Source organism: Streptomyces sp. NPDC056361 (genome assembly GCF_042262805.1).
Classification (GTDB): domain Bacteria; phylum Actinomycetota; class Actinomycetes; order Streptomycetales; family Streptomycetaceae; genus Streptomyces.
Map to the genome: position 1 here is coordinate 31,869 of NZ_JBHJQI010000036.1, position 21,167 is coordinate 53,035.

The 21,167-nt window shown below is 73.6% G+C and carries 23 protein-coding genes; 12 read left to right on the plus strand and 11 right to left on the minus strand.

Annotated elements, in window-relative coordinates:
- Positions 1-33: 33 nt before the first annotated feature.
- From ACFCY7_RS14610 to ACFCY7_RS14620, 3 genes are read right to left on the minus strand one after another with little or no spacing between them, the layout of a single operon-like run.
- Complete coding sequence (locus ACFCY7_RS14610; RefSeq protein WP_376484666.1) at positions 34-942, minus strand: isopenicillin N synthase family dioxygenase; 909 nt, start codon at positions 940-942, stop codon at positions 34-36.
- Positions 935-1,387: a nucleoside deaminase gene (locus ACFCY7_RS14615; protein ID WP_376484668.1), complete on the minus strand. Its 453-nt coding sequence runs from the start codon at positions 1,385-1,387 to the stop codon at positions 935-937. The genes ACFCY7_RS14610 and ACFCY7_RS14615 overlap by 8 nt, the downstream gene beginning before the upstream one ends.
- A 31-nt stretch (positions 1,388-1,418) precedes the next feature.
- Positions 1,419-1,685: a GntR family transcriptional regulator gene (locus ACFCY7_RS14620; RefSeq protein ID WP_376484671.1), complete on the minus strand. Its 267-nt coding sequence runs from the start codon at positions 1,683-1,685 to the stop codon at positions 1,419-1,421.
- A gap of 162 nt (positions 1,686-1,847) precedes the next feature.
- Between ACFCY7_RS14620 and ACFCY7_RS14625 the strand changes: the two genes are divergently transcribed.
- Positions 1,848-2,183, plus strand: coding sequence for a hypothetical protein (locus ACFCY7_RS14625; protein WP_376484674.1), 336 nt, complete (start codon positions 1,848-1,850; stop codon positions 2,181-2,183).
- A complete protein-coding gene (locus tag ACFCY7_RS14630; RefSeq protein WP_376484676.1) occupies positions 2,180-2,533 on the plus strand; it encodes a hypothetical protein in 354 nt (117 codons plus the stop codon). The genes ACFCY7_RS14625 and ACFCY7_RS14630 overlap by 4 nt, the downstream gene beginning before the upstream one ends.
- Here ACFCY7_RS14630 and ACFCY7_RS14635 read toward each other — a convergent pair.
- Positions 2,506-3,123 carry a flavodoxin family protein gene (locus ACFCY7_RS14635; RefSeq protein WP_376484679.1) on the minus strand — a complete coding sequence of 206 codons (618 nt, stop codon included), beginning with the start codon at positions 3,121-3,123 and terminating at the stop codon, positions 2,506-2,508. The two genes, ACFCY7_RS14630 and ACFCY7_RS14635, sit on opposite strands and share 28 nt — an antisense overlap.
- 152 nt (positions 3,124-3,275) lie before the next feature.
- Here ACFCY7_RS14635 and ACFCY7_RS14640 point away from each other — a divergent pair, with 152 nt between their 5' ends.
- A complete protein-coding gene (locus ACFCY7_RS14640) occupies positions 3,276-4,211 on the plus strand; it encodes a DMT family transporter (protein WP_376484680.1) in 936 nt (311 codons plus the stop codon).
- On the opposite strand, the gene ACFCY7_RS14645 is transcribed toward ACFCY7_RS14640, so the two are convergent.
- Together ACFCY7_RS14645 and ACFCY7_RS14650 are read right to left on the minus strand one after the other, a co-directional pair.
- On the minus strand, positions 4,108-4,998 hold the full coding sequence (locus tag ACFCY7_RS14645; protein ID WP_376484683.1) for a LysR family transcriptional regulator: 891 nt from the start codon (positions 4,996-4,998) through the stop codon (positions 4,108-4,110). The genes ACFCY7_RS14640 and ACFCY7_RS14645 overlap by 104 nt on opposite strands.
- Before the next feature lie 40 nt (positions 4,999-5,038).
- Positions 5,039-5,425: a PLD nuclease N-terminal domain-containing protein gene (locus tag ACFCY7_RS14650; RefSeq protein ID WP_376484685.1), complete on the minus strand. Its 387-nt coding sequence runs from the start codon at positions 5,423-5,425 to the stop codon at positions 5,039-5,041.
- Positions 5,426-5,514: 89 nt separating this feature from the next.
- Between ACFCY7_RS14650 and ACFCY7_RS14655 the strand changes: the two genes are divergently transcribed.
- Genes ACFCY7_RS14655 through mqnP form a run of 3 tightly spaced genes read left to right on the plus strand, consistent with a single transcriptional unit; the run spans position 5,515 to position 8,281 of the window.
- Complete coding sequence (locus ACFCY7_RS14655) at positions 5,515-6,972, plus strand: menaquinone biosynthesis decarboxylase (protein ID WP_376484688.1); 1,458 nt, start codon at positions 5,515-5,517, stop codon at positions 6,970-6,972.
- Positions 6,969-7,361, plus strand: a complete 393-nt coding sequence (locus tag ACFCY7_RS14660) for a hypothetical protein (protein WP_376484691.1) — start codon at positions 6,969-6,971, stop codon at positions 7,359-7,361. Before ACFCY7_RS14655 ends, ACFCY7_RS14660 begins: the two co-directional genes overlap by 4 nt.
- Entirely contained in the window at positions 7,358-8,281 is a 924-nt protein-coding gene (gene mqnP / locus ACFCY7_RS14665; RefSeq protein WP_376484692.1) for a menaquinone biosynthesis prenyltransferase MqnP, read from the plus strand. Before ACFCY7_RS14660 ends, mqnP begins: the two co-directional genes overlap by 4 nt.
- Before the next feature lie 31 nt (positions 8,282-8,312).
- Here the strand turns inward: mqnP and ACFCY7_RS14670 are convergent, their stop codons facing one another.
- Complete coding sequence (locus tag ACFCY7_RS14670) at positions 8,313-9,035, minus strand: TetR/AcrR family transcriptional regulator (protein WP_376484695.1); 723 nt, start codon at positions 9,033-9,035, stop codon at positions 8,313-8,315.
- A 213-nt stretch (positions 9,036-9,248) separates the two neighbouring features.
- Here ACFCY7_RS14670 and ACFCY7_RS14675 point away from each other — a divergent pair, with 213 nt between their 5' ends.
- The 5 genes from ACFCY7_RS14675 (at position 9,249) to ACFCY7_RS14695 (ending at position 15,103) form a co-directional block, all read left to right on the plus strand.
- Positions 9,249-10,076: a glycosyltransferase family 2 protein gene (locus ACFCY7_RS14675; RefSeq protein WP_376484696.1), complete on the plus strand. Its 828-nt coding sequence runs from the start codon at positions 9,249-9,251 to the stop codon at positions 10,074-10,076.
- Positions 10,073-11,659 (plus strand): glycosyltransferase, encoded by a 1,587-nt coding sequence (locus ACFCY7_RS14680; RefSeq protein WP_376484698.1) that lies wholly within the window; start codon positions 10,073-10,075, stop codon positions 11,657-11,659. The genes ACFCY7_RS14675 and ACFCY7_RS14680 overlap by 4 nt, the downstream gene beginning before the upstream one ends.
- 29 nt (positions 11,660-11,688) lie before the next feature.
- Positions 11,689-13,074, plus strand: a complete 1,386-nt coding sequence (locus ACFCY7_RS14685) for a lipopolysaccharide biosynthesis protein (RefSeq protein WP_376484701.1) — start codon at positions 11,689-11,691, stop codon at positions 13,072-13,074.
- On the plus strand, positions 13,071-14,075 hold the full coding sequence (locus ACFCY7_RS14690; RefSeq protein ID WP_376484704.1) for a glycosyltransferase family 2 protein: 1,005 nt from the start codon (positions 13,071-13,073) through the stop codon (positions 14,073-14,075). Before ACFCY7_RS14685 ends, ACFCY7_RS14690 begins: the two co-directional genes overlap by 4 nt.
- A 62-nt stretch (positions 14,076-14,137) precedes the next feature.
- The gene (locus tag ACFCY7_RS14695) at positions 14,138-15,103 is read left to right on the plus strand and encodes a polysaccharide deacetylase family protein (RefSeq protein ID WP_376484705.1); all 966 of its coding nucleotides are present in this window, start codon (positions 14,138-14,140) and stop codon (positions 15,101-15,103) included.
- 71 nt (positions 15,104-15,174) lie between these two features.
- Here ACFCY7_RS14695 and ACFCY7_RS14700 read toward each other — a convergent pair whose 3' ends face one another.
- Genes ACFCY7_RS14700 through ACFCY7_RS14715 form a run of 4 tightly spaced genes read right to left on the minus strand, consistent with a single transcriptional unit; the run spans position 15,175 to position 19,572 of the window.
- Positions 15,175-16,011 (minus strand): family 16 glycosylhydrolase, encoded by an 837-nt coding sequence (locus ACFCY7_RS14700; RefSeq protein WP_376484707.1) that lies wholly within the window; start codon positions 16,009-16,011, stop codon positions 15,175-15,177.
- Positions 16,008-17,252 carry an FAD-dependent oxidoreductase gene (locus ACFCY7_RS14705; RefSeq protein ID WP_376484710.1) on the minus strand — a complete coding sequence of 415 codons (1,245 nt, stop codon included), beginning with the start codon at positions 17,250-17,252 and terminating at the stop codon, positions 16,008-16,010. Before ACFCY7_RS14705 ends, ACFCY7_RS14700 begins: the two co-directional genes overlap by 4 nt.
- Entirely contained in the window at positions 17,252-17,698 is a 447-nt protein-coding gene (locus ACFCY7_RS14710) for a hypothetical protein (RefSeq protein WP_376484713.1), read from the minus strand. Before ACFCY7_RS14710 ends, ACFCY7_RS14705 begins: the two co-directional genes overlap by 1 nt.
- Positions 17,695-19,572 carry a glycosyltransferase gene (locus ACFCY7_RS14715; RefSeq protein ID WP_376484714.1) on the minus strand — a complete coding sequence of 626 codons (1,878 nt, stop codon included), beginning with the start codon at positions 19,570-19,572 and terminating at the stop codon, positions 17,695-17,697. The genes ACFCY7_RS14710 and ACFCY7_RS14715 overlap by 4 nt, the downstream gene beginning before the upstream one ends.
- Before the next feature lie 266 nt (positions 19,573-19,838).
- Between ACFCY7_RS14715 and ACFCY7_RS14720 the strand changes: the two genes are divergently transcribed.
- The gene (locus tag ACFCY7_RS14720; protein ID WP_376484715.1) at positions 19,839-21,086 is read left to right on the plus strand and encodes an ATP-grasp domain-containing protein; all 1,248 of its coding nucleotides are present in this window, start codon (positions 19,839-19,841) and stop codon (positions 21,084-21,086) included.
- Positions 21,087-21,167: the final 81 nt, after the last annotated feature.

Genomic DNA, 21,167 nt, shown 5'->3' on the forward strand with positions numbered 1-21,167 from the left:
TTCAACCATTCGGGCGAGGGTTCGCGGGCGCGGTCAATCCGTGGCGATGGCGTCCAGTTGGGCCCGCAGGTACCCGTGCGACTCGATGCCGTGGATCGTCGTCCCCGGCGTGCACTCGTAGAAGTACACGAGCGACATCAGCTCCTCCGCCGGTGCGTCGGCGGGCGGCGGCAGCACCCTGTGCCGCCCCGACCTCCACCGTCCCCCGGTCCAACCCGCCATCAGATCCCCGATGTTCACCGTGAACGCGGCCGGGTCGAACGGCGCGTCCTGCCACCCCCCGGCGTCCGTGAACACCTGCAGCCCGCCCTTCCCCGCCTCCCGGTCCAGGACGGTCACCGTCCCGAAGTCCGTGTGCGGCCCGATCCGGAACTGCCCCGGCTCCGGCTCACCCGTCCGCTCCCGCCCCGGATACCAGTTCACGTTGAACCCGAACGTCGGATGCCCCGTGTGCCGCGTGAAGAAGTCCCGCTCCTCGCCCAGCGCCTCCCCGAGCAGGTCGAGCACCCGGTCCGACAGCGCCTTCATCTCCGCCAGGTACCGCTCCACCAGCGGCCTCAGCTCCGGCACCTCCGCGGGCCAGGTGTTCGGCAGGAACCACTCCGCGTCCACCGCCGCGTCCCCCGTCGGCTCCTCCGCCGCGAACGACAGCGACTCCTTCAGGTCCGGCGGCGTCTCCGTCCCCTCCGCGTACCCGTTCGCCTCCGCGCCGGGCCCCAGCCACCCCCGCCCCCCGACCCGCACGGCGTACGGCTCCTTGGTGGCGGCCGGCAGGTGGAAGAAGCGGCGCGCGACCGCCCGGATCTCCGCACGCAGCCCGCTGTCCACCCCGTGCCCGGTGACCAGCAGAAACCCCGCCTCCCGCAGCGCGCGGTCGACGGCGGGCAGCTGCGGGGCCGGATCGCGGGCGAGATCGATCGTGGGCAGGCTCGCTTCACTCATCGCCGATGTCCTCGTTCCACAGCGCGGGCTCCCGCTCGATGAACTCCCGCATCAACCCGACGCATTCGGGATCGTCGAGCACCACGACCTCGACCCCGTGCTCCACCAGCCACTCGTGCCCGCCGTGGAACGTCTCCGCCTCCCCGACGACCACCCGCGAGATCCCGAACTGCCGCACCAGCCCCGAGCAGTACCAGCACGGCGACAGCGTCGTCACCATCGTCGTCCCCCGGTACGAGCGCTGCCGCCCGGCCGCCCGGAACGCGGCGGTCTCCCCGTGCGCCGACGGGTCCCCGTCCTGCACCCGCCGGTTGTGCCCGCGCCCGAGCAGGCTGCCGTCGGCGCCGTACAGGGCGGCCCCGATCGGGATCCCGCCCTCCGCGAGCCCCGTGCGGGCCTCGTCGAGCGCGGTGGCGAGCCATCGCCGTGCTTGTTCCTGGTCCATGTGGGGACTGTTCCCCGGTGGACCGCCTACGTCACGTCCCGGCGGTGGGGGTGACGTAGGAGCCCTTGCCGCGCACGGTGATTACGAGCCCGCGGTCCCGCAGCTCCTGGGTGGCGCGCCGGGCGGTGAGCCGGGCTACGCCGTACTCCTCGGCCAGACGGTTCTCGGAGGGGATGGGGCGGTCGGGGGCGAGAGCACCAGAGGCGATCTGCTTGCCGATGATCTCGGCCAGCTGGATGTAGAGCGGGGTGGCGCTCTGGGGGTCCAGGGGGCCGCTCGGTGCGGAGTTATCGCTCATGTGTCCAATGTAGAGCGATAGGCATATACACGATCGGGTGGATCTCTCTTCACTTGTCTACAGAGGACTGTAGTCAAGCTAGGTTTTCAGGCAAGCGAAAACCCCGGCGACCGCTGGAACGGCCCCGGGGCATGGCCACCAACTCATAAGGGAGTTGATGACGTGCGGAACCCTATCGCGCGCGCACTGGGTCGGGCCTGGATCCCGCTCCTCCTCTGGCTTCTCATGCTCGCCCTGCCCCCTACCGGCAGGCACCGCCCCCGCCCACCGGCCCCGCCCGCCGCCGCCCCGCGCCGGCACCGCGCCCCCGCCCGGCGTTCCCCGTACGCCCGGGAACAGGCGATGCCCCTGGACGGCGCCCGCTCGCCCCTGGTGCGCCCGTACCTCGCCGGCCCCTGCACGCGCTCGGCCCAACGCAGGCATCGCCGGACGCTGTGGCTCGCCACCGTCGGCCTCGACGTCGACCACCGCAACATCCATGCCGGGAGCACCCGATGAGCCGCTGCGGGGCACGACGGTCCGTGCTCGACGTGGCCGAGGTCGTGCGTCCGGTGTGGGGCGGCTCGGTCTGCGTACTCGCGGTGGCGCACGACGGCCCGCACCGCGACCGCGCGGGCGACGGATGGTGGGTGACGCCCGAGATCGCGGACGCGGTGACCGTCTCCCTGCTGGCCCGTGCCCTCGCGGCCCCGCCCGAGCCGGAGTTCCGCTCCCCGCGCTGCGTCGTCGGCCGCCACGACCGCTGCCGCGACCACGCACCGCGCGACAGCGGCGTACCGGGGGTCCGGTACCTGGTGTGCGGGTGCCTGTGCCACGGCCCTCACGCGGCCGCGTCGGCCTCCTCGTAGGGGAAGCGGGCGAGGGGGGTCGGGCGCTGGAAGAAGGTCTTGGCGTGGATGAGGGCCTGTTCGTCGGCGTGGATGTCGCCGGGGCGGGAGGCGGTGCCCTTGAGGACGCCGCCGAAGTGCATGTGGAGGTAGGCGGCGGAGTGGCTGAGGGTGGTGACGAGGCCGTCGGCGACTTCGTGTTCGTCGTGGGCCATGGCGGTGACGCCCCAGAGGGTGTGGCCGGCCATGCGGGCCTTGAAGTCGGAGCCGGGGACGTTGAGCCAGCCGGACCAGTAGTCGAGGTAGCGCTTGGTCTGGGCGGAGAGGCTGTACCAGTAGAGGGGGGAGACGATGACGATGTCGGTGGCTTCCAGGGTGGCCCGGCGGAGGAGCTCCTCGGTGTCGCCGGGGCGGCGGTCGGCGTCTTCGTGGCGGCCGTCCTGGAAGTCGGACAGGGGGAGCTCGTTCAGGTCCACCCAGCGTTGCGGGACGTCCGAGGGGAGGTGGGCGGCGGCGGCGCGGGCGAGGAGCTCGGAGTTGCCGTCGGCGCGGGAGCTGCCGAGGACGAAGAGGAACGAGCGGTCCGGGCCGTGCGGGCTGTCCTGGGTCATGTCTGATGCTCCGGTGTCGTCGGGTATCCGGTGCCAACTCCGGTTTTCCCGGGGGTATTCCGGGGCTCATCGGCCGGGCCGATCGGGCCCATCGGGAGGACGCCCCACTGGCTCGTGGACCGGTACCCGGCTCTCTCCGTAGCGTCGGGGACATGAGAAACGAGACCAGGGGAACCGTCGAACTGACCCTCGCCATGGTGCTGTCGGGCACCCTCGGCGTGTTCGTCGTCGAGTCGGGGGCGTCGCCCTTCGAGGTGGTGTTCTTCCGGTGCCTCTTCGGGGCGCTGGCGCTGGGCGCGTACAGCCTGGTGCGGGGGTTCTTCACCGGGCACGGGTTCACCGCGCGGAAGCTGGGGATGGCGGCGCTCGGCGGGGTGTTCATCGTCTTCAACTGGGTGTTCCTGTTCGAGGCGTACGAGGCCAGCTCGATCTCGCTCGCGACCGTCGTCTACCACACGCAGCCGTTCTTCCTGGTGCTGCTGGGGGCGGTGTTCACGAGGGAGCGGATCCCGGGCGGGAAGCTGGCGTGGCTCGTCGTCGCCTTCGTGGGGCTGGTGCTGGTGTCCGGGGTGAGGCCGGGGGACACGGCGTCGCTCAAGGGGATCGGGTTCGCGCTCGCGGCGGCGGTGCTGTACGCGTTGTCGACGTTCGTGACGAAGCGGATCACCGGGGTGCGGCCGCACCTGATCGCGCTGGTGCAGGTGCTCGTGGGGATGCCGCTGCTGCTGCCGTTCACGGACTTCGGCGCGGTGGCGGGGCTCGGGGCGGGATGGGCGTGGCTGGTGGGGCTCGGGCTGATCCACACGGGGCTGATGTACGTGCTGATGTACGCCGCGTACGCCAAGCTGCCGACCGCGAAGATCGCGGTGCTCGCCTTCACCTACCCGGCGGTCGCGATGGGGGTCGACTGGGCGGTGTACGGGCACCACATCGGTCTCGTGCAGGCGCTCGGGGTCCCGCTGATCGTGCTGGCGAGCCTGAAGGTCACGCTGGCGGGGTCTGCTCGGACACGAGGCGGCGCGCCTGCTCGACGAACAGGCGGACGTGCGGGGGAAGCCGCTTCCCCCGCCGCCACGCGAGTTGGGTGAAGAGGGTGAAGGGGGCCTGCCAGGCCAGGGGGACCAGGGCGCCGGAGGCGAGCTCCTCGGCGACGGCCACCCGGGGGAGGAGGGCGATGCCGAGGCCGGCGGCGACGCCGCGCTTGGTCGCCTCGATGGTGCCGAACTCCATGAAGGGCGGCGCCCACTCCCGGAGCTCCCGCTCGAAGAGGTCGCGGTAGGGGCAGCCGGGCTCGGTGCCGACGAGCCGGGCGTCGGCGAGGTCCGCGCTGGTCAGGTCCGTGCGGTCGGCCAGGGGGTGGCCCGGGCCCGCGACGAGGACGAGGGGCTCGGGGGCGAGGACCTCGGACTCCAGGCCCTCGTGCTCCGTGTCGGGCTCCATGAGGAAGCCGACGTCGTAGGTGCCCTGGCGGAGGGCCTGGCGGGTCTCGTCGCCGAGGGTGGGTCGGAGGGTGAGCCGGACCTTGGGGTAGCGGTGGTGGAAGTACTCCAGGAGCGGCGGCAGGCGGTAGGAGGTGAGGGACTCCATGGTGCCGACGGCGATCGGACCCGAGGGTTCCCCGGTGGCTGCGACGGCGGTACGGGCCTCCTCCGCGAGGTCCGCCATGCGGCGGGCGTACGGGAGGAGCCGCTCACCGGCCTCGGTGAGGCGGATGCGGCTGCCGAGCCGCTCGAAGAGCTCCACGCCGAGGGACGACTCCAGGGAGCGGATCTGGCCGGTGACGCTGGACTGGGCGTAGCCGAGGTCGGCGGCGGCCCGGGTGAAGGAGAGGACGTCGGCGACCTTCTCGAAGGTGGCCAGGAGCCGCAGCTCCATCAGCGCGCCGCCCCTTCGGTCCGTCCGTGCCGGGGTGCCATCAGCCGTCCGTGTCCTCGCCGCGCTCGCGCTTCTTCAGTTCTTCCTCGCGGCGGCGGAGGTCGGCCTCCCAGTCCTTGAGGAGGGACTCGTCCTTCTTGTTCTCCTCGCGGAGGGACTTGAGGAAGTCGGGGTTGTCGTCGGGGGCGACCCACTCCTGGCGGTGGTTGCGGTGCCACTCGGAGGGCGTACGGCCCCCGGCGGGCGCGTGGCGCATCTTGCCGGCGGCGAACCAGACGATCGGACCGACGATCCAGAAGAGCAGGATGATGATGACCCAGACGACCTTGGGGAGGTGCTTGGCCTCGTCCTCGGGGGTGTTGAGGCAGTCGATGAAGGCGTAGATCGTCAGTGCCAGCGGCAGGATGTACATCAGTGCCCTGAGCATGTGGGACAGCCCCCTGGAAGCAGCGGCGGGGCGTGTTGCGACGGCCCCGGTGACGAGCCAAGCCTAGCCCGTGGCGGATACTGGCCCCTATGGCTTACGACGATCTCCGCTCGCTGCTCAGGGCCCTGGAACGCGAAGGCGACCTCAAGCGCATCAAGGCCGAAGTCGACCCGTACCTGGAGGTCGGGGAGATCGTCGACCGCGTGAACAAGGCGGGAGGCCCGGCGCTCCTCTTCGAGAACGTCAAGGGCTCCGCCATGCCGCTCGCGATGAACGTCTTCGGGACGGACCGGCGACTGCTCAAGGCGCTCGGCCTCAAGTCGTACGGCGAGATCAGCGAGAAGATCGGCGGGCTGCTGAAGCCCGAGCTCCCGCACGGTTTCGTCGGCGTCCGCGAGGCCTTCGGGAAGCTCGGCTCGATGGTCCACGTGCCGCCGAAGAAGGTGAAGTCCGAGGCGGCCCCCGTGCAGGAGGTCGTGCTCACCGGCGACGACGTCGACCTCGACAAGCTGCCGGCGCTCTTCACCTGGCCGAAGGACGGCGGGTCCTTCTTCAACCTGGGCCTCACCCACACCAAGCACCCCGAGACCGGCGTGCGAAACCTGGGGCTCTACCGGCTCCAGCGGCACGACAAGCGCACCATCGGCATGCACTGGCAGATCCACAAGGACAGCCGGAACCACTACGCGGTGGCCGCGGCCAAGGGCGAGCGGCTGCCGGTCGCCATCGCCTTCGGCTGCCCGCCGGCCGTCACGTACGCCTCGACGGCCCCGCTGCCCGGCGACATCGACGAGTACCTGTTCGCCGGCTTCGTGCAGGGCAAGCGGATCGAGATGGTCGACTGCAAGACCGTCCCGCTCCAGGTCCCGGCCCACGCCGAGGTCGTCGTCGAGGGCTGGCTCGAGCCCGGCGAGACGCTGCCGGAGGGGCCCTTCGGCGACCACACCGGCTTCTACACGCCGCAGGAGCCGTTCCCCGCGCTGAAGATCGACTGCATCACGATGCGGAAGCGCCCGCTGCTCCAGTCGATCGTCGTCGGCCGGCCGCCGACCGAGGACGGGCCGCTGGGGCGGGCCACGGAGCGGTTCTTCCTGCCCCTGCTCAAGATCATCGTGCCGGACATCGTCGACTACCACCTGCCGGAGTCGGGCGGCTTCCACAACTGCGCGATCGTCTCGATCGACAAGAAGTACCCGAAGCACGCCCAGAAGGTCATGCACGCCATCTGGGGCGCCCACATGATGTCGCTGACCAAGCTGATCATCGTCGTCGACAAGGACTGCGACGTCCACGACCTCCACGAGGTCTCCTGGCGCGCCCTCGGCAACACCGACTACGCCCGCGACCTGACGGTCGTGGAAGGCCCGGTCGACCACCTCGACCACGCCTCCTACCAGCAGTTCTGGGGCGGCAAGGCCGGCATCGACGCCACCAAGAAGCTCCCCGAGGAGGGCTACACCCGCGACGGCGGCTGGCCCGACATGGTCGAGTCCGACCCGGCGACGGCGGCCCTGGTGGACCGCCGCTGGAAGGAGTACGGGCTGTGAGCCCGGAGCTCCGGATCGGCGACGACGCCGCCTGGGTCGCGCTGGCGCACGACCCGGGTTCCGCCGAGGGCTGGCGGGTGACGGCGGACTGGGACGACGTGTTCTCGGCCGGTTTCGGCGCCTACCTGGACCCGGACGAGGTCGCCGCGTTCACGGACGCGCTGTGGAACCGGGTGATCGACGGCGGGTCGTTCCGTCTCGTGGTCACGGAGGCCCGGAGCAACCCGCTGACGCTCCAGTCGGTCCCGGCGGGCGACGGGCTCGCGTTCCTCGTCCGGCTCACGCCCAACGGTCACGACGCGGTCGTCCACCTCGACCTGGAGATCGGCCCGGCCGACCGGGTGGAGCTGGCCGGTCGCATCGAAGAGTTCCGGAGGTCCCTCGTATGACATCGGCCGCCGAAGGCGTCCTCGGCCAGGGGCCCGCGCCCGAGGCCGGCGGCAAGGTGAAGGCCTTCCTCCGCCTCGTGATGATCGAGCACTCGATCTTCGCGCTGCCCTTCGCGTACATCGCCTCGCTCACCGCGATGTTCCAGCTCGACCGGAACATCCACTGGTGGACGCTGTTCCTGGTGACGGTGTGCATGGTGGGGCTGCGGACGTTCGCGATGGCCTGCAACCGGATCATCGACCGGGAGATCGACGCGCGGAACCCGCGGACGGCCAACCGCGAGCTGGTCACCGGCGCGGTGTCCGTGCGGTCGGCGTGGGTCGGGGCCGGGATCGCCGTCGTGGTGTTCCTGGGGGCGGCCGCGCTGCTCAATCCGCTGTGCCTGGCGCTGGCGCCGCTGGCGGTGATCCCGATGGTCGTCTACCCGTACGGGAAGCGGTTCACGAACTTCCCGCACGCGATCCTCGGCCTCGCGCAGGCGATCGGGCCGATCGGGGCGTGGCTCGCCGTGACCGGCGAGTGGTCGTGGGACGCGGTGATCCTCGGGCTCGCGGTGGGCGTGTGGATCGGCGGGTTCGATCTGATCTTCGCCTGCCAGGACGTGCAGGCCGACCGGGCGCACGGCGTGATGTCGGTGCCGGCGCGGTTCGGGGTGCCGGCGGCGCTGTGGGGCGCCCGGGCGTCGGCGGTCGTGACGACGGGGCTGCTCGTCTGGTACGCGCTGGCCACGGACGCCGGGACGTTCTTCTGGATCGGTCTCGTGATCGTGGTGGCGGCCTTCGGGTACGAGCACTCGATCGTGAAGCCGCACGACCTGTCGCGGCTGAACCGGGCGTTCTTCACGACGAACGGGTTCATCGGGATCAGCCTGTTCGTCTGCGCGCTGCTCGACCTGCTGGTGCGGGGCCTCTCGATCTGACGGCGGGCCCCTGACGCCCCCGGCCCGCGCTTCAGGGGCCGGGGGCGAAGCCGTCGAGGAGGGCGTCGAGGCCGACGGCCAGGCCGGCCGGGCCGCCGTGGCGGGCGAGGACCGGGGCGGCGCCGCGGAGGCGGGGGAGCTCGCGGGCCGGCATGCGGTGGAGACCGAGGCGGAACGCCGGGTCGGGCTCGTCGGGGTTGTCGACCATCGCGCGCAGGTCGCCCAGGACGTAGCCGAGGACCCAGCTGGTGACGGCCCGGAAGGCCATGACGGTGGCGTCCTCGTCGAGGCCCGCCCGGCCGAGCAGGGTCAGGATGCGCTCGTGGCCCCGGAGCACGGCGAGCGGGCGGCGGGCGAGCGGGACCGCCAGCATGCGGGTGGCCAGGAGCGGGGCCACGTGGGGGTGGGCGAAGGCGACCCCGTAGGTCTCGGCGGCGATCCGGTGGAGCTCGTCCCGCCATTCGGGTGCCTCGGGGGAGGCGGCGAGCCGTTCCTCCAGTTCCGTGTAGAGGGCCTCGACCAGGCCGTCGAGCAGCGCGTCCTTCCCCGCCGCGTACCGGTACAGCGCCATGGCCTCCACGCCGAGCTCGGCGCCGGTCCGGCGCATGCTCAGGGCGGACAGCCCCTCGCGGTCGACCAGATCCAGGGCGGTGGCGAGCACGCGCTCCCGGCTCAGCCGGCCGTAGCGGCCGTGGTCGCCGGCGCGGCGGGCCGGTGCCCGGCGCCCCCGCGCGGGGTCCTTCTCGATCGGCATGTGCCCGCCTTCGCCGTGCGGTCCCGGTGAGGGGCGTGCCCGCGTTCGCCGTGCGAGCGCCTCGCCTTGACCGATGAACATCCAGGGATAAAGTGTACATATACGTCGTAAACGTACGGTGCAATCGGCAGGGTGAAACCCGCCGGTCACCACGTCCGGCGGACGGCCTCCGCAGCACGGCACGACCGTGCACCGATTCGATCCGGAGCCATCATGACCACTCACCCGACCCTGCCGCAGAGCACCGGCTCACGGCCCGACGACCACCCCATCCACCGCTCCACCGACCCGCCCCCGCACCCGATGCGGCGCGCCGAGGACAGGGCGCCGACCCGGCTCGCGGTGAGCCTCGTGGTCCCGGCGCTCAACGAGGCGCGCAACATCCCCTGGGTGTTCGAACAGATCCCGGACTGCGTCGGCGAGGTCCTCCTCATCGACGGCGACTCCCACGACGCCACCGTCCGCGTCGCGACCCAGATCCTGCCCACGGTCCGCAGCATCCCGCAGAGCGGGAAGGGCAAGGGGAACGCGCTGCGCACCGGCTTCCTCGCGGCACGCGGCGACTACATCGTCATGATGGACGCCGACGGCAGCATGTCCCCCGCCGAGATCCCGCACTTCGTGCACTTCCTGGAGAACGGGTACGACTTCGTCAAGGGCTCCCGCTTCGTCGAAGGCGGCGGCTCCCTCGACATCACCCGCTTCCGCAGGCTCGGCAACCACGCCCTGCTCGCCCTCGTGAACCGGCTCTACGACGCCACGCTCACCGACCTCTGCTACGGCTTCTGCGCCTTCCGCCGCACCTTCCTCGACCAGCTCGACCTGCACGCCACCGGCTTCGAGATCGAGACCGAGATGATCGTGCACGCCCTGCGCTCCGGACTCCGGATCGCCGAGGTCCCGAGCCTCGAACTCCCCCGGCGCAACGGACGCTCCAACCTGCACGCGATCTCCGACGGGCGACGCGTGCTCCGCACCCTCCTGTCCGAGCGACCCGGCGCCATGACGGCGCCCGCCCCACGGGAGCGGAGCGCGTCGTGACCCCGGCCCCGCCCGGGCTGTCCGTCCCGATGCCCGTCGTGGACATCGACCTCGCCGAGCCGGGCGCCTTCCGGCGCCCCGGAGGCCGGGTGCGGATCGGGCCGTCGGGCCGCGCACTGGGCCTCGTACGCCTGCACGGCCGCCCCCTGGGGATGGCCGAGGCGTCCGGACACGGACCCGGGGAACTGTGGCAGGCGCTCGCGGACGCGGCCCTGCGCGACTTCCCCGCCGCGGACGTCGCCGATCCGGGCCCACGGGCTGCTCCCGCGGTCGCCGCCTCGGATCCGGGCGCCGGAGGTCTTCCCGCGGCCGCTTCGTCACCGGGCCCGCGCTCCAGGACCGGCGTCGCCCCGGCCCCGGAGATCAGCGTGATCGTCGCGACGCGGAACCGCGCCGGGATGCTCAGGGACTGCCTGGACTCGCTGCTCGCGCTCACGTACCCGCGGTTCGAGGTCATCGTGGTGGACAACGCCCCGGCGGACGGATCCACCGAGGAACTGATCCGGCGGGAGTACGGTCCGCTCCGCGACGGCGACGGAGCCGTACGGAAGCAGCGGCCCGTCGTCCGCTACCTGCGCGAGCCGGTGCCCGGCCTCGCCCGGGCGCACAACCGGGGGCTGGCCGCGGCCCGGGGCCGCATCGCCGCCTTCACGGACGACGACACGCTCGTCGACCCCGGCTGGCTGACCGCGCTCGCCGCGCCCTTCCTGGCCGACGCCCGGACCGGCTGCGTCACCGGCCTGATCGTCCCCGCCGAGCTGGACACCGAGGCGCAGGTCGCCCTGGAGCGGCACGGCGCGTTCGCGAAGGGGTACGCCCCGCGGACCTGGTCGCTGCGCGCCCCGCCGGCGGACCCGCTGTTCCCGTTCACGGCGGGCCGGTTCGGCTCCGGCGCGAACATGGCCTTCCGTACGGACCTGCTGCGCGAGCTCGGCGGTTTCGACCCCGCCACCGGCGTGGGCACCCCCGCGCACGGCGGCGACGACCTGCTGTCGTTCTTCCGGGTCCTCGCCCGGGGCCGCTCCCTCGCCTACGAGCCCGCCGCGATCGTCTGGCACCGCCACCGTCGCACCCCCGAGGCGCTCGAAGCGCAGGCATTCGGCTACGGCGCCGGCTTCGGCGCCTACCTCGCCGGGGCGCTCGTCCACGAACCGCGCATGCTGCCCGCGCTGCTGCGACGGCTGCCGGGCGGCGTGCGGTACGCGCTGGCCAGGAGCCGGGAACGAGCCGGACGTGACACCGGACGTGACACCGGACCCGACACCGGACCTGGCGCCGTAGGTGGCGCCGGGGCGGGCGCGGGACCCGCCGCCGGGTCGGAGGCCGGGTCGGACGCCGGGGCCGATGCGGCGGCGAGGGCCGCCGCGTCCCGGATCGCCCAGCTGGAGCTGCGCGGCCTGCTCTACGGGCCGTTCGGCTACCTGCGCAGCCGGCGTGACGAGCGGCGGCTGCGCCGACGGGCCGCACACGGCCCGGGCGCCCACACCCCCTGGCCCCCCGGCTCCGACGGTCGCGCCCGCGTGGGGCGCGGCGGGGCCGTCCGCGCCCGGCCCGGCCCACAGAGGCGGGGCGGAAGACGATGACCGTGCAGCAGCCACGGCGGGGACCCGAGGTGTCCGCGTTCCGTGCCACCCGCACCGCCCCGGTCCCGCGCCACGAGCGGACGTCGCAGGCGGACGGAGGGGACGGGCCCGCCCCTGACGGGCGGCGCTCGTTCGGGGCGGTGCTGCGGTCCGGCGCAGGGTCGCTGCTCTCCCGGGACCCGCTGCTGCGCAACGGGCACCTGCTCGCGGTGAGTTCGCTCGTGAGCGCCGGCCTGGGGTCCGTCTTCTGGATCCTCGCCGCGCACTGGTACGACGACGAGGTCGTGGGCGTCAACTACTCCGCCCTCTCCATGGCCCTGCTGCTCGCGGGCGTCGGCCAGCTCAACCTGGCGGACTTCCTCGTCCGGTTCGTGCCCTCCGCCGGACACCACACGCGGCGGCTGATCCTCACCTGCTACGCCCTGAGCGCCGCCGTCAGCACCCTGGCGGCCCTCGGGTTCCTGCTGCTCGTGCCCGTGATCGCCCCCGACCTGGACTTCCTCCTCACCCCGGTGACCGCCGGCTGCTTCGTCGCGGCCACCGCCGGATACGCGGTGTTCGTGATGCAGGACGGCGCGCTGACCGCGGTCCGGCGACCCGGCTGGGTGGTGGCCGAGAACATGGTCTTCGCCTGCGTGAAGATCGGGCTGCTGGGCGTGGGGGCGGTGCTGGCGCTGCGGTCCGGCATCCTGCTGTCCTGGGCGGGCGCGCTCGCGGTGTCCCTCGTCGTCACCAACTACGTGCTGCTGCGCCGGGCCGTGCCCCGCCACGTACGGACGTCGGAGGCGTCGGAGCGCCCGGAGCGGGCGCTGCGGTACGCGGCCGCCGACTACTTCGGCTCACTGTTCCGGATGGCGGCGTACGCCCTGGTCCCGCTGATCGTCCTGAACAACCTGGGCGCCGAGCAGAGCGCGTACTTCTCCCTCGCCTTCAGCGTGGGCTACGTGCTCTTCCTCGTGGCCCGCAACCTGGGAAGCTCCCTGGTGGTGGAGGCCGTGCGGAGTCCGGGCCGGCTGGTCGAGCACGCGCAGACGGTACTGCGCCACGCGGTCCTGCTGCTCGGGTCCGCGGTCGTCCTCGTCGTGGCGCTCGCACCGCAGATCCTCTCCCTCTTCGGAGCGGAGTACGCCGAGCACGCGACCACGCTGCTCCGCCTCTTCGCCCTGGCCGCGCTGCCGAACGTCGTCGTCGGCATCGCCATCGACGCCGCGCGGGCCCGGCGGCGGCTGCGCTGGGCGGTCGGACTGCAGATCGCCGAATGCGCGCTGGTGCTCGGGCTCACCAAGCTGCTCCTGCCGGTCGTGGGGATCACCGGGGCCGGCATCGCCTGGGTGGTGACCACGTCCCTGCTCGCCGCACCCCTGCTGATCTGGCGTTCCCGCTGGCTCACGGCAGAACCCGGGAGGTCCTCGTGAACACCCTGCCGAGCGTGACCGTCGTCGTCTGCGCCTACACCCTCGACCGGTGGGACGACCTGCGGGCGGCGATCGGGTCGCTGCGCGCCCAGCGGCACCCCGTGGACGAGGTCGTCCTCGTCGTCGACCACTGCCCCGAGCTGTACGAGCGGGCGTCCACCGCCTTCACCGGGGTGCGGGTCCTCGCGAACGCCGGCCGTCAGGGACTGTCGGACGGCCGCAACACCGGCGTCGAGGCCGCCCGTTGCGAGGTCGTCGCCTTCCTCGACGACGACGCGGCCGCCGAACCCGACTGGTCCGAGGGGCTCCTCGCCCGGTACGCCGACCCCGACGTCGCGGGCGTCGGCGGCCTGGTCCGGCCGTGGTGGGCCACCCGGCGGCCGGCGTGGTTCCCGCCCGAGTTCGACTGGGTCGTCGGCTGCTCGTACCGGGGCCTGCCCCGGCACCTCGCGCCCGTACGGAACTTCATCGGCGCCAACATGTCCTTCCGCCGCGCCGAGGTCGTCGCCGCCGGAGGCTTCCGCGCCGACCTGGGCCGCGTCGGCACCCGGCCGCTGGGCTGCGAGGAGACCGAGCTCTGCCTGCGCATCGCGGCCCGCCGCCCCGGCTCCGTCCTGCTCCACGAGCCCGCCGCCGCCGTCCGCCACCGGGTGCCCGCCGCCCGCGCCACCTGGGCGTACTTCGTCTCCCGCTGCTACGCGGAAGGCCTCTCCAAGGCGCAGGTCGCCCGGCTCGGCGGCACCCACGCCGCCCTCGCCAGCGAACGCGCCTACCTCCGCTCCACCATCCCCCGTGCCGTCGCCCGAGCCCTGCGGCCCGGCCGCACGGCCGGCCTGCGCACGGCCGGCGCGCTCGCCGGAGGCGTCGGGGCCACCGTCGCCGGCTACGCGGTGGGCCGCGCCCACCGCCCCGCCCCCGACGCCGGTCCCCGGCCGGCCGCCGGCCCGCGGGCGCGGTCGTCGGTGCCCCGGCCGGCCGCGGCGGGCAGGGGGCGGCCATGAACGCGGCGCCGGGGGACAGGACGGGGCGTCCGCCCGCCGGACCAGGGGCTGGGGAGGCGCGTGTGACTCCCGCGCCGGGCGACCGGGAAGACCGTACGACCGCCGCGTGGGGCGGCCCGGGGGGACGGGTGGCTGCCGTGCCGGGCGGCCGGTCGGGGCCCGTGGCCGCCGTGCCGGGGCGCCGGAAGGGGGTGGTGGCCGCCGGGCCCGCCGGGCTGGACGGGTCCGTGGCCGCCGTGCCGGTGTTCCTGTACCACTCGGTGGCGGTCGACCCGCCCTCGTGGATCGCGCCGTTCACGGTGAGCCCGCGGACGTTCGCGGAGCAGCTGGGGCTGATCGCCGACAGCGGTCTGCGGGTCGTGCCGCTGCGGGCGCTGGTGGCCGCGCAGCGCGGTGGCGCGCCGCTGCCGGAGCGGGCGGCGGTGCTGACGTTCGACGACGGGTTCGCGGACTTCCGGGCGACCGTGCTGCCGCTGCTCGCCCGGTGGGGGATGCCGGCGACGCTGTACGTCACCACCGGTGGCCTGGCCGACGGCCGGGCGGGCGGGCCGTTCCCGCCGGGGTCGCGGATGCTGAGCCGGGACCAGCTCGCGGAAATCGACGCGGCCGGGGTGGAGATCGGCGGGCACACCCGGACGCACCCGCAGCTCGACGTCCTCCGGTCCGGCCGGATGCGCGAGGAAGTGGCGGGGTGCGGGCGGGAGTTGGAGGACGTCCTGGGGCATTCGGTGACGGCGTTCGCGTACCCGCACGGGTATTCGAGCCGCGCGGTGCGCGCGCAGGTGCGCGCGGCCGGGTGGACGTCGTCGGCGGCGGTGCGCGACGCGTTCAGTTCGGCGGGTGACGATCCGTGGCGCTTCGCCCGGCTGATGGTGCGGGCCGACACGGGCCGGGAGCTGTTCCGGGAGTGGACGAGGGGAGCCGGGGCGCCGGTGGCGCCGTTCCCCGAGGGGTTCAGGACCCGGGGCTGGCGGGCGTACCGGCGGACGAGGGAGCGGTTGCACGTGCCGTACAAGGCGCTGGCCTGACGTCGAACGTGCCCTGCAAGGGGTTGCACTGACGTCGAACGTGCCCTGCGAGGAGCGGTGCTGACGTCGGTTCACTTCTGCCAGACCCGTACCCAGTCCACGTTCATGCGGGCCAGGTCGACGGTGTCGGGCGGCTCCTTGGGCACGCCGACGGCCAGGTTGACCATCACTTCCATGGGGACGTCCGGGATCCGCCCGGGGTCGGTCACGCGGAAGGTCTCGACGCCGTCGACGTACCAGACGAGGGCGTCGCGCTCCCAGAGGAGGCCGAACACGTGGAAGCGTCCGGCGAAGTCGGAGGGGCCGTACGTGCCGCGCTGGCGGGCGCGGTCGCCGTCGGGCTCGCGCCAGTGGACGTACATGCTGACCTGGGTCGTGGAGTCGAGGAACTCCATGATGTCGATCTCCGGCGGGGTGTAGCGGGAGGCGGGCATCATCCAGAACGCGGGGAACATGCCCGCTTCGGCCGGGATGCGGATCGAGGCCTCGAAGTACCCGTAGGTGAAGGTCCGGCGGGGTTCGCCGTACCACTGGTCGCGTCCGGTGGAGATCATGCCGGACCGCCAGGGGTAGGTCTTGCCGTCGCTCCCGCGCGTGGCGCGGCGTTCGGCGGTGAGGGTGAGCCGGCCGTCGCCCACGGAGACCTGGCTCGGCAGGTACCACTGCGACTCGTTGTTGCTGCTGATGGTGCAGCCGCCCTTGTTCCAGTCGTAGCAGGTGGTCCAGAGGGCGGGGTCCAGTGTCGTGCCGTCGAACCCGTCGTCGAGGACGAGCCGCCAGGGTCCCGGGGTCGCGGGGCCGGAGAGTGCGGTGTCGGCCGGGCCGCCGCAGGCGGTGAGCGCGAGGAGGGCGGCGGCGAGTGTCAGTGCCGCCGACCTCCTGCGGGACCGGGTGCCGCCTCGGGTCACCCCGGCCTGCCCGCGACCGATCCCGCGACCCGGCGGGCGGCGAAGTCCGTACCGCAGACGAAGCGCAGGACGGGGCCGAACGTGGGGGCCGCGGCCAGGCTGGTGAAGTACAGGCCTGGTACGGACGACTCGAAGCCCGCCGACAGCACCGGCGCACCACCGGGCAGGGTGCGTACCGACTGCCGCAGGGTCGGCTCCAGGAGGGAGAGCCGGCCCACGTCCACGCGGTAGCCCGTGGCCGTGAGGATGTGGTCGGTGTCCACGAGCTCCGTGCCGCCGGCCGTGTCGGCGACTTCGAGCCGGATCGTCCCGTCGCCGTTCTCCTGCCGTGCCGAGGCCACCCGGTGCCCGCACATCACGGGGAAGTGGCCGTCCACCCGGTCCCGCAGCCACCAGGCGCCCGACGGGCCGAGCACGGTCCGCAGGAAGTGGTTGCGCACCGGGAGCGGCAGCCGGCGGTAGGCGCCCGCGCCGCGGCTGACGGCGGCGTGGGACCAGCCCGGGCCCAGCGAGGAGGCCGGTTTGAGCAGCCGGGTCGCCCGGGAGCGGGACGAGGGCCGGTCCGTCTTCGGGGGCACGCCGAACAGGAGGGACCCGGTGCGGGCGATGACCGTGGGGTGGGCGCCCGCCTCGTGCAGCAGCGCGGCGCTCTCCAGCGCGGACTGGCCCGCGCCGACGACCGCGACCCGGCGGCCGGCGAAGGGGGAGAGGTCGGCGTGGTCGCAGGGGTGGGACGCGAGGCCCGCCGGGAAGAGCGGGGCGAGGCCGGGCGGCCGGTACGCGTACGGCACGAGACCGCTGGCGATCACCACGGAGCCCGCGGTGATCTCCTCGCCGGAGTTCAGAGTGACGCCGAACCCGCCGTCCGCGGCCCGCACGTCACGCACGGCCGTCCGCTCGACCTCGGGCACCCGGTGCTCCTGGAACCAGTCGCCGTACGCGATGAACTCGTCGACCGGGATCGGATACGTGTCGCCCACCGGCCGTCTGCCGTGGGCGGTGCGGAAGTCCGCGAACCGGTGGCCGCCGTCGGGGGTGGAGATCGACGAGGCCGTCGGGACGGACTTGAGGAACATGCCGTCGGGCATGTGGGCACGCCAGCTCTCCATCGGTTCGCCGAAGACGCGGGCCGTCACGCCGGCGGCTCGCAGCCAGGCGGCGGTGGCGAGCCCGTACGGACCCGCTCCGACGACCACGACGGGAAGCCGGCCACGGTCGGTTCTGCCAGGCTCCGGGGCCATCACGGACCTCCTCTCCCCCCGATTCCCCCTCCACCAGATTGCACCCCGTCGTCCTGTTCCCGCGCGCCGTGGCGGCGGGGCAGCAACGCGAGGACGGATGTCAGCACGGCGAGCACGAGCAGGCCCCGGGTGGCGGTGAAGACGCCGCCGAGGAAGAGCCCCACGGCCACGAGCGTGGCCATCGCGAGGCCGAGCATCAGGCTGAGCAGGGCGGCCTCCAGGACCGCGTACCGGTGCGCGTCGCGGCCGACGGCGGCCGGGCGCAGCGCGAGGACGGCCGCGAGACCGGGGCAGGTCAGCAGGAACACGGTCACGATCGCCACCCGCAGAGGTGACGCCTCCGGCAGCAGGGTGGCGAGCAGCGCGAGCCACCCCGAGGCGGCCAGCCCCAGGCGGGGGAGCGCTCCGGCCTCGGGGAGCCGCGGGCGGGGGAGCGTCCCGGTCACGGCGCGCCTCCGGCGGGTCGGGGCGTCACATAGCGGTAGACCACGGCGTCCTCGTCGGCGTAGACCCGCGTGAAGCCCGGCGCGTTCGGCAGCGCGGACCGCAGCCGCTCCGACGTGTCGGCCGGCAGCGAGCCGGTGAGGTAGCCGTTCATGTCCTGGGCCCGGCTGAGCACGAGGTACGCGGGCCGCTCCTCGGTGGCGCCGTAGGCGAAGTCGGTCACCCCGGCCACCGGGTCGTCCACCAGCCTCCGGGTGTCCTTGGGGTCCTGGTAGGCCAGCTCGATCCTGGGGTGCAGGTCGTAGTCCATGTCGATGCCGGGGACGTCCGAGGTGAGCATGATGATCGTCGAGTCCGGCGGGGCGTGTTCGGTCACGTAGCGGGCGGCAGCGACCTCGCCGGGGGTGAAGCGGTTCACGGCTTCCTTGCCGTAGTAGCCGAAGAACAGGCCGCCGAGCAGGGCCAGGAACACGACGGGGTAGACGACGAGCGTGCGCGGGGCGTACCGCCGGGCGTCCGACGGCAGCAGGAGGGCGGCCACCAGGAACGCGGCGGCGGGCAGCGCGAACAGATAGGCCCGGAAGAGCATCTCGCCGCCGTAGGCGTTGACGGCGAGCAGCGGGATCGGGGCGACGGCCAGCAGCGGCAGGCCGGTGCGCCGGGTCCAGCGGCGGACCAGGAATCCGGCCACGGCCAGGACGACGACCGTCGCGGACAGCCCGCGGTCGATCCAGGACAGCAGGATCTGCCCCGGCGCGGCGTCCCCCAGCGGGGCCAGCCCGGCCGTGACGTTCCGGTCGGGCTGGACGAGGGACTGCGTGAGGTTGTCGATGTGGACGGAGATGTACGAGCGGGCCACGGTGGTGTCCCAGATCGCGGTGAGGACGACCGTGGCGGCGAGCAGCGGCAGGATCACCGAGCGGTTCCTGCGGGGCAGCGACAGCGCCACCAGGGCGCTGATCAGCATCAGCGGGGTGAGCGGATGGGAGACCACGATCGCGGCCACGAGCACCACGACGGCCGCGAGCAGCGCCGGCGGCCAGCCGCCCCGGCGGCGCGCGTCGGGCCGTGGCAGCGCCGAGGACGGCAGCTGCCGGAAGGCCAGGGCCGTCACGGTCATGAAGAGCAGGAAGGCGAAGGACTGCGGCGCGAAGTAGTCCTGGCCCACCCAGGAGCAGCTGTAGAAGATCCAGACCGCGCCCCACACGAGCCGCCGGTCGCGGGTCACGCACCGGTACAGCAGGAGCAGCGGGGCGAGCAGCAGGGCGTTGGCGAACGCGGGCGTCCAGGCGGCGTAGCCGACGGCCGAGTCCAGGCCGGTGGCCCGCAGGAACAGTGCGTTGAGCTGGAAGAAGCCCGGCCAGTCGTTGTAGACGGAGAACTTGTTCGCGTTCGGCACCTCGCCGTTGTGGCGCATCATCGCGTCGACGACCGCCAGGTGCTTCCAGGCCCAGGAATAGCGCAGCGTCGGGTACAGCAGCGTGGGGGTGGCGTGGATCAGGGCGATCAGGCCGAGCACGTAGCCGGTCAACCAGGCGCCGTGCGTGCGGCGGTCGCTCAGCGCGACGCAGAAGCCCAGGGTGAGCAGGACGGTCGCGACCCAGAAGAGCGGGGGCAGCACCTGGAGCAGTCCGAGGTCGCGCATCCCGTCGAGCGGGACCGAGCGCAGGGACAGCAGCCACAGGCCGAGGGATACGGGGAGGCCGGCGCGGACGGCCCAGTGGCGGGCCGTCTCGGCGCGGGTGCGTGCGGGGTGCGGGGGCGCCGCCCGGGGAGCCGTCCCGTGTGCCCGATCGTTCCGTTCCACGGGACGGTCGCCCACGCGGGCGGTGGTGGCGGCGGCCGGGTCTTCGGGGCCTTCCCCTGCGCCCGTCATGGCGTTCCTGCGCGAAGGGCGGCCGCGTGCCGCGGCGCCGCCGCCGCCGCTTCGCAGGGTCCCGCGCGCCGCGTCATGCCGTGCGCCGCGGTCCGGTCGGCCGGTGTTCTCGGGGGCCGTGGCGTGCTGAGCGGGAGGACATTCCCAAGCTGGACATATCGGTACCAACTTTAGAACACCCCCTGTTTTCCTGCCTTATGGGACAATAGGGGAGGCGTCGGGGCGCCTGCCCGCACCTCCACCGGGTCGCGGGCGAAGGGAGAACCGTGAGGCGCGCGTCGGACGGACCGCTTCTCGACCCGGCGGTGCCCGCGCTGCTCGCCAAGGTCGGCAGGTACCCGCAGCATCACGGCGGGCTCGGTGTGGTGCGCACCCTCGGCCGGGCGGGCGTCACCGTGCACGCCGTCGTCGAGGACCGCCTCACCCCGGTCGCGCTGTCCCGGCACGTGTCCCGCGCGTTCGTCCGGCCGACGACCGGCCTGGAGGACCCGGACGCGCTCCTCGCCGCCCTGCTCGCCGTCGGGCGGTCCGTCGGCGCGCCCTGCGTCCCGGTGCCGACCGACGACGAGGCGGCGATCCTGATCGCCGAGAACGCCGACGCCCTGTCCGAGTGCTTCCTGCTGCCCCGGGTCTCCCCGGGGCTGCCGCGCCTCCTGGCGGGGAAGGCGAGCCTGCACGCGATCTGCGAGGAGCTGGGCGTCGGCTCGCCCCGCAGCAGGGCGCCCGCCGACCGCGACGAACTCGTGGACGCGGGGCGGGAGCTGGGCTTCCCCGTCGTCCTCAAGAACCGCGACGCGTGGACCAGGCTCCGCACCCCGGCGGTGGGCAGCACCACCGCGGTCCGCGACGAGCGCGACCTCCTCGGCCGGTTCCCGCCGGGCGCGCTGCCCCCGGTCCTGGTGCAGGAGTACATCCCGAGGGAGGGTGCCGAGGACTGGATCACCCACCTGTACTGCGGTGCCGGCGGCGCGCCCCGGGTGGTGTTCACCGGCCTGAAGCTGCGGTCCTGGCCGCCGAACGCCGGGGTGACGACCCGTGCGGTGGCCCTGGGCAACCCCGTCCTCGGGGAGCTGGCGGCGGACCTGTGCCGCCGGATCGGCTACGGCGGGGTGGCGGACCTCGACTGGCGCTACGACGGCCGCGACGGGCGGTACAAGCTGGTGGACTTCAATCCGCGGACCGGCGCCCAGTTCCGGCTCTTCGAGACCGTCCAGGCGGTGGACGTCGTACGGGCCCTGCACCTCGACCTGACGGGCCGTGACGTGCCGCCGGCTCCGCAGGCCGACGGGCGGGTGTTCGTGGCCGGCCACCTCGACCTGCCGTCGGTGGCGGCGTGGCTGCGGGAGGAGGGCAGGCTGCCGCCCGGCCTGCTGCCGGTGGCGGAGACCGAGCGTGCCTGGCTCAGCGGCGAGGACCCGCTGCCGGCCCTGGCCGAGGCGGTCCGCTTCCTCGGCACGGTCGCCCGCCGCCTCGGCCGCGAGCTGCGCGCGAAGGCGACGGCCGGCCGGGCCTGACGGCGCGGAAGGGTCGGGGAGGTCCGGTCGTCCGGTCTGCCGCCGGCTCCGGATCTCCCGGGTGGCCGCCTTGCCACGGCC

Excerpts from the sequence above, each read along its gene's own strand:
- ACFCY7_RS14715 (WP_376484714.1), bottom strand. The coding sequence starts at position 19,572 with ATGACGGGCGCAGGGGAAGGCCCCGAAGACCCGGCCGCCGCCACCACC.
- ACFCY7_RS14610 (WP_376484666.1), bottom strand. The coding sequence starts at position 942 with ATGAGTGAAGCGAGCCTGCCCACGATCGATCTCGCCCGCGATCCGGCC.
- ACFCY7_RS14645 (WP_376484683.1), bottom strand. The coding sequence starts at position 4,998 with ATGGAGCTGCGGCTCCTGGCCACCTTCGAGAAGGTCGCCGACGTCCTC.
- ACFCY7_RS14670 (WP_376484695.1), bottom strand. The coding sequence starts at position 9,035 with ATGCCGATCGAGAAGGACCCCGCGCGGGGGCGCCGGGCACCGGCCCGC.
- ACFCY7_RS14615 (WP_376484668.1), bottom strand. The coding sequence starts at position 1,387 with ATGGACCAGGAACAAGCACGGCGATGGCTCGCCACCGCGCTCGACGAG.
- ACFCY7_RS14640 (WP_376484680.1), top strand. The coding sequence starts at position 3,276 with ATGAGAAACGAGACCAGGGGAACCGTCGAACTGACCCTCGCCATGGTG.
- mqnP (WP_376484692.1), top strand. The coding sequence starts at position 7,358 with ATGACATCGGCCGCCGAAGGCGTCCTCGGCCAGGGGCCCGCGCCCGAG.
- ACFCY7_RS14630 (WP_376484676.1), top strand. The coding sequence starts at position 2,180 with ATGAGCCGCTGCGGGGCACGACGGTCCGTGCTCGACGTGGCCGAGGTC.
- ACFCY7_RS14620 (WP_376484671.1), bottom strand. The coding sequence starts at position 1,685 with ATGAGCGATAACTCCGCACCGAGCGGCCCCCTGGACCCCCAGAGCGCC.
- ACFCY7_RS14675 (WP_376484696.1), top strand. The coding sequence starts at position 9,249 with ATGACCACTCACCCGACCCTGCCGCAGAGCACCGGCTCACGGCCCGAC.
- ACFCY7_RS14655 (WP_376484688.1), top strand. The coding sequence starts at position 5,515 with ATGGCTTACGACGATCTCCGCTCGCTGCTCAGGGCCCTGGAACGCGAA.
- ACFCY7_RS14635 (WP_376484679.1), bottom strand. The coding sequence starts at position 3,123 with ATGACCCAGGACAGCCCGCACGGCCCGGACCGCTCGTTCCTCTTCGTC.
- ACFCY7_RS14650 (WP_376484685.1), bottom strand. The coding sequence starts at position 5,425 with ATGCTCAGGGCACTGATGTACATCCTGCCGCTGGCACTGACGATCTAC.
- ACFCY7_RS14705 (WP_376484710.1), bottom strand. The coding sequence starts at position 17,252 with ATGGCCCCGGAGCCTGGCAGAACCGACCGTGGCCGGCTTCCCGTCGTG.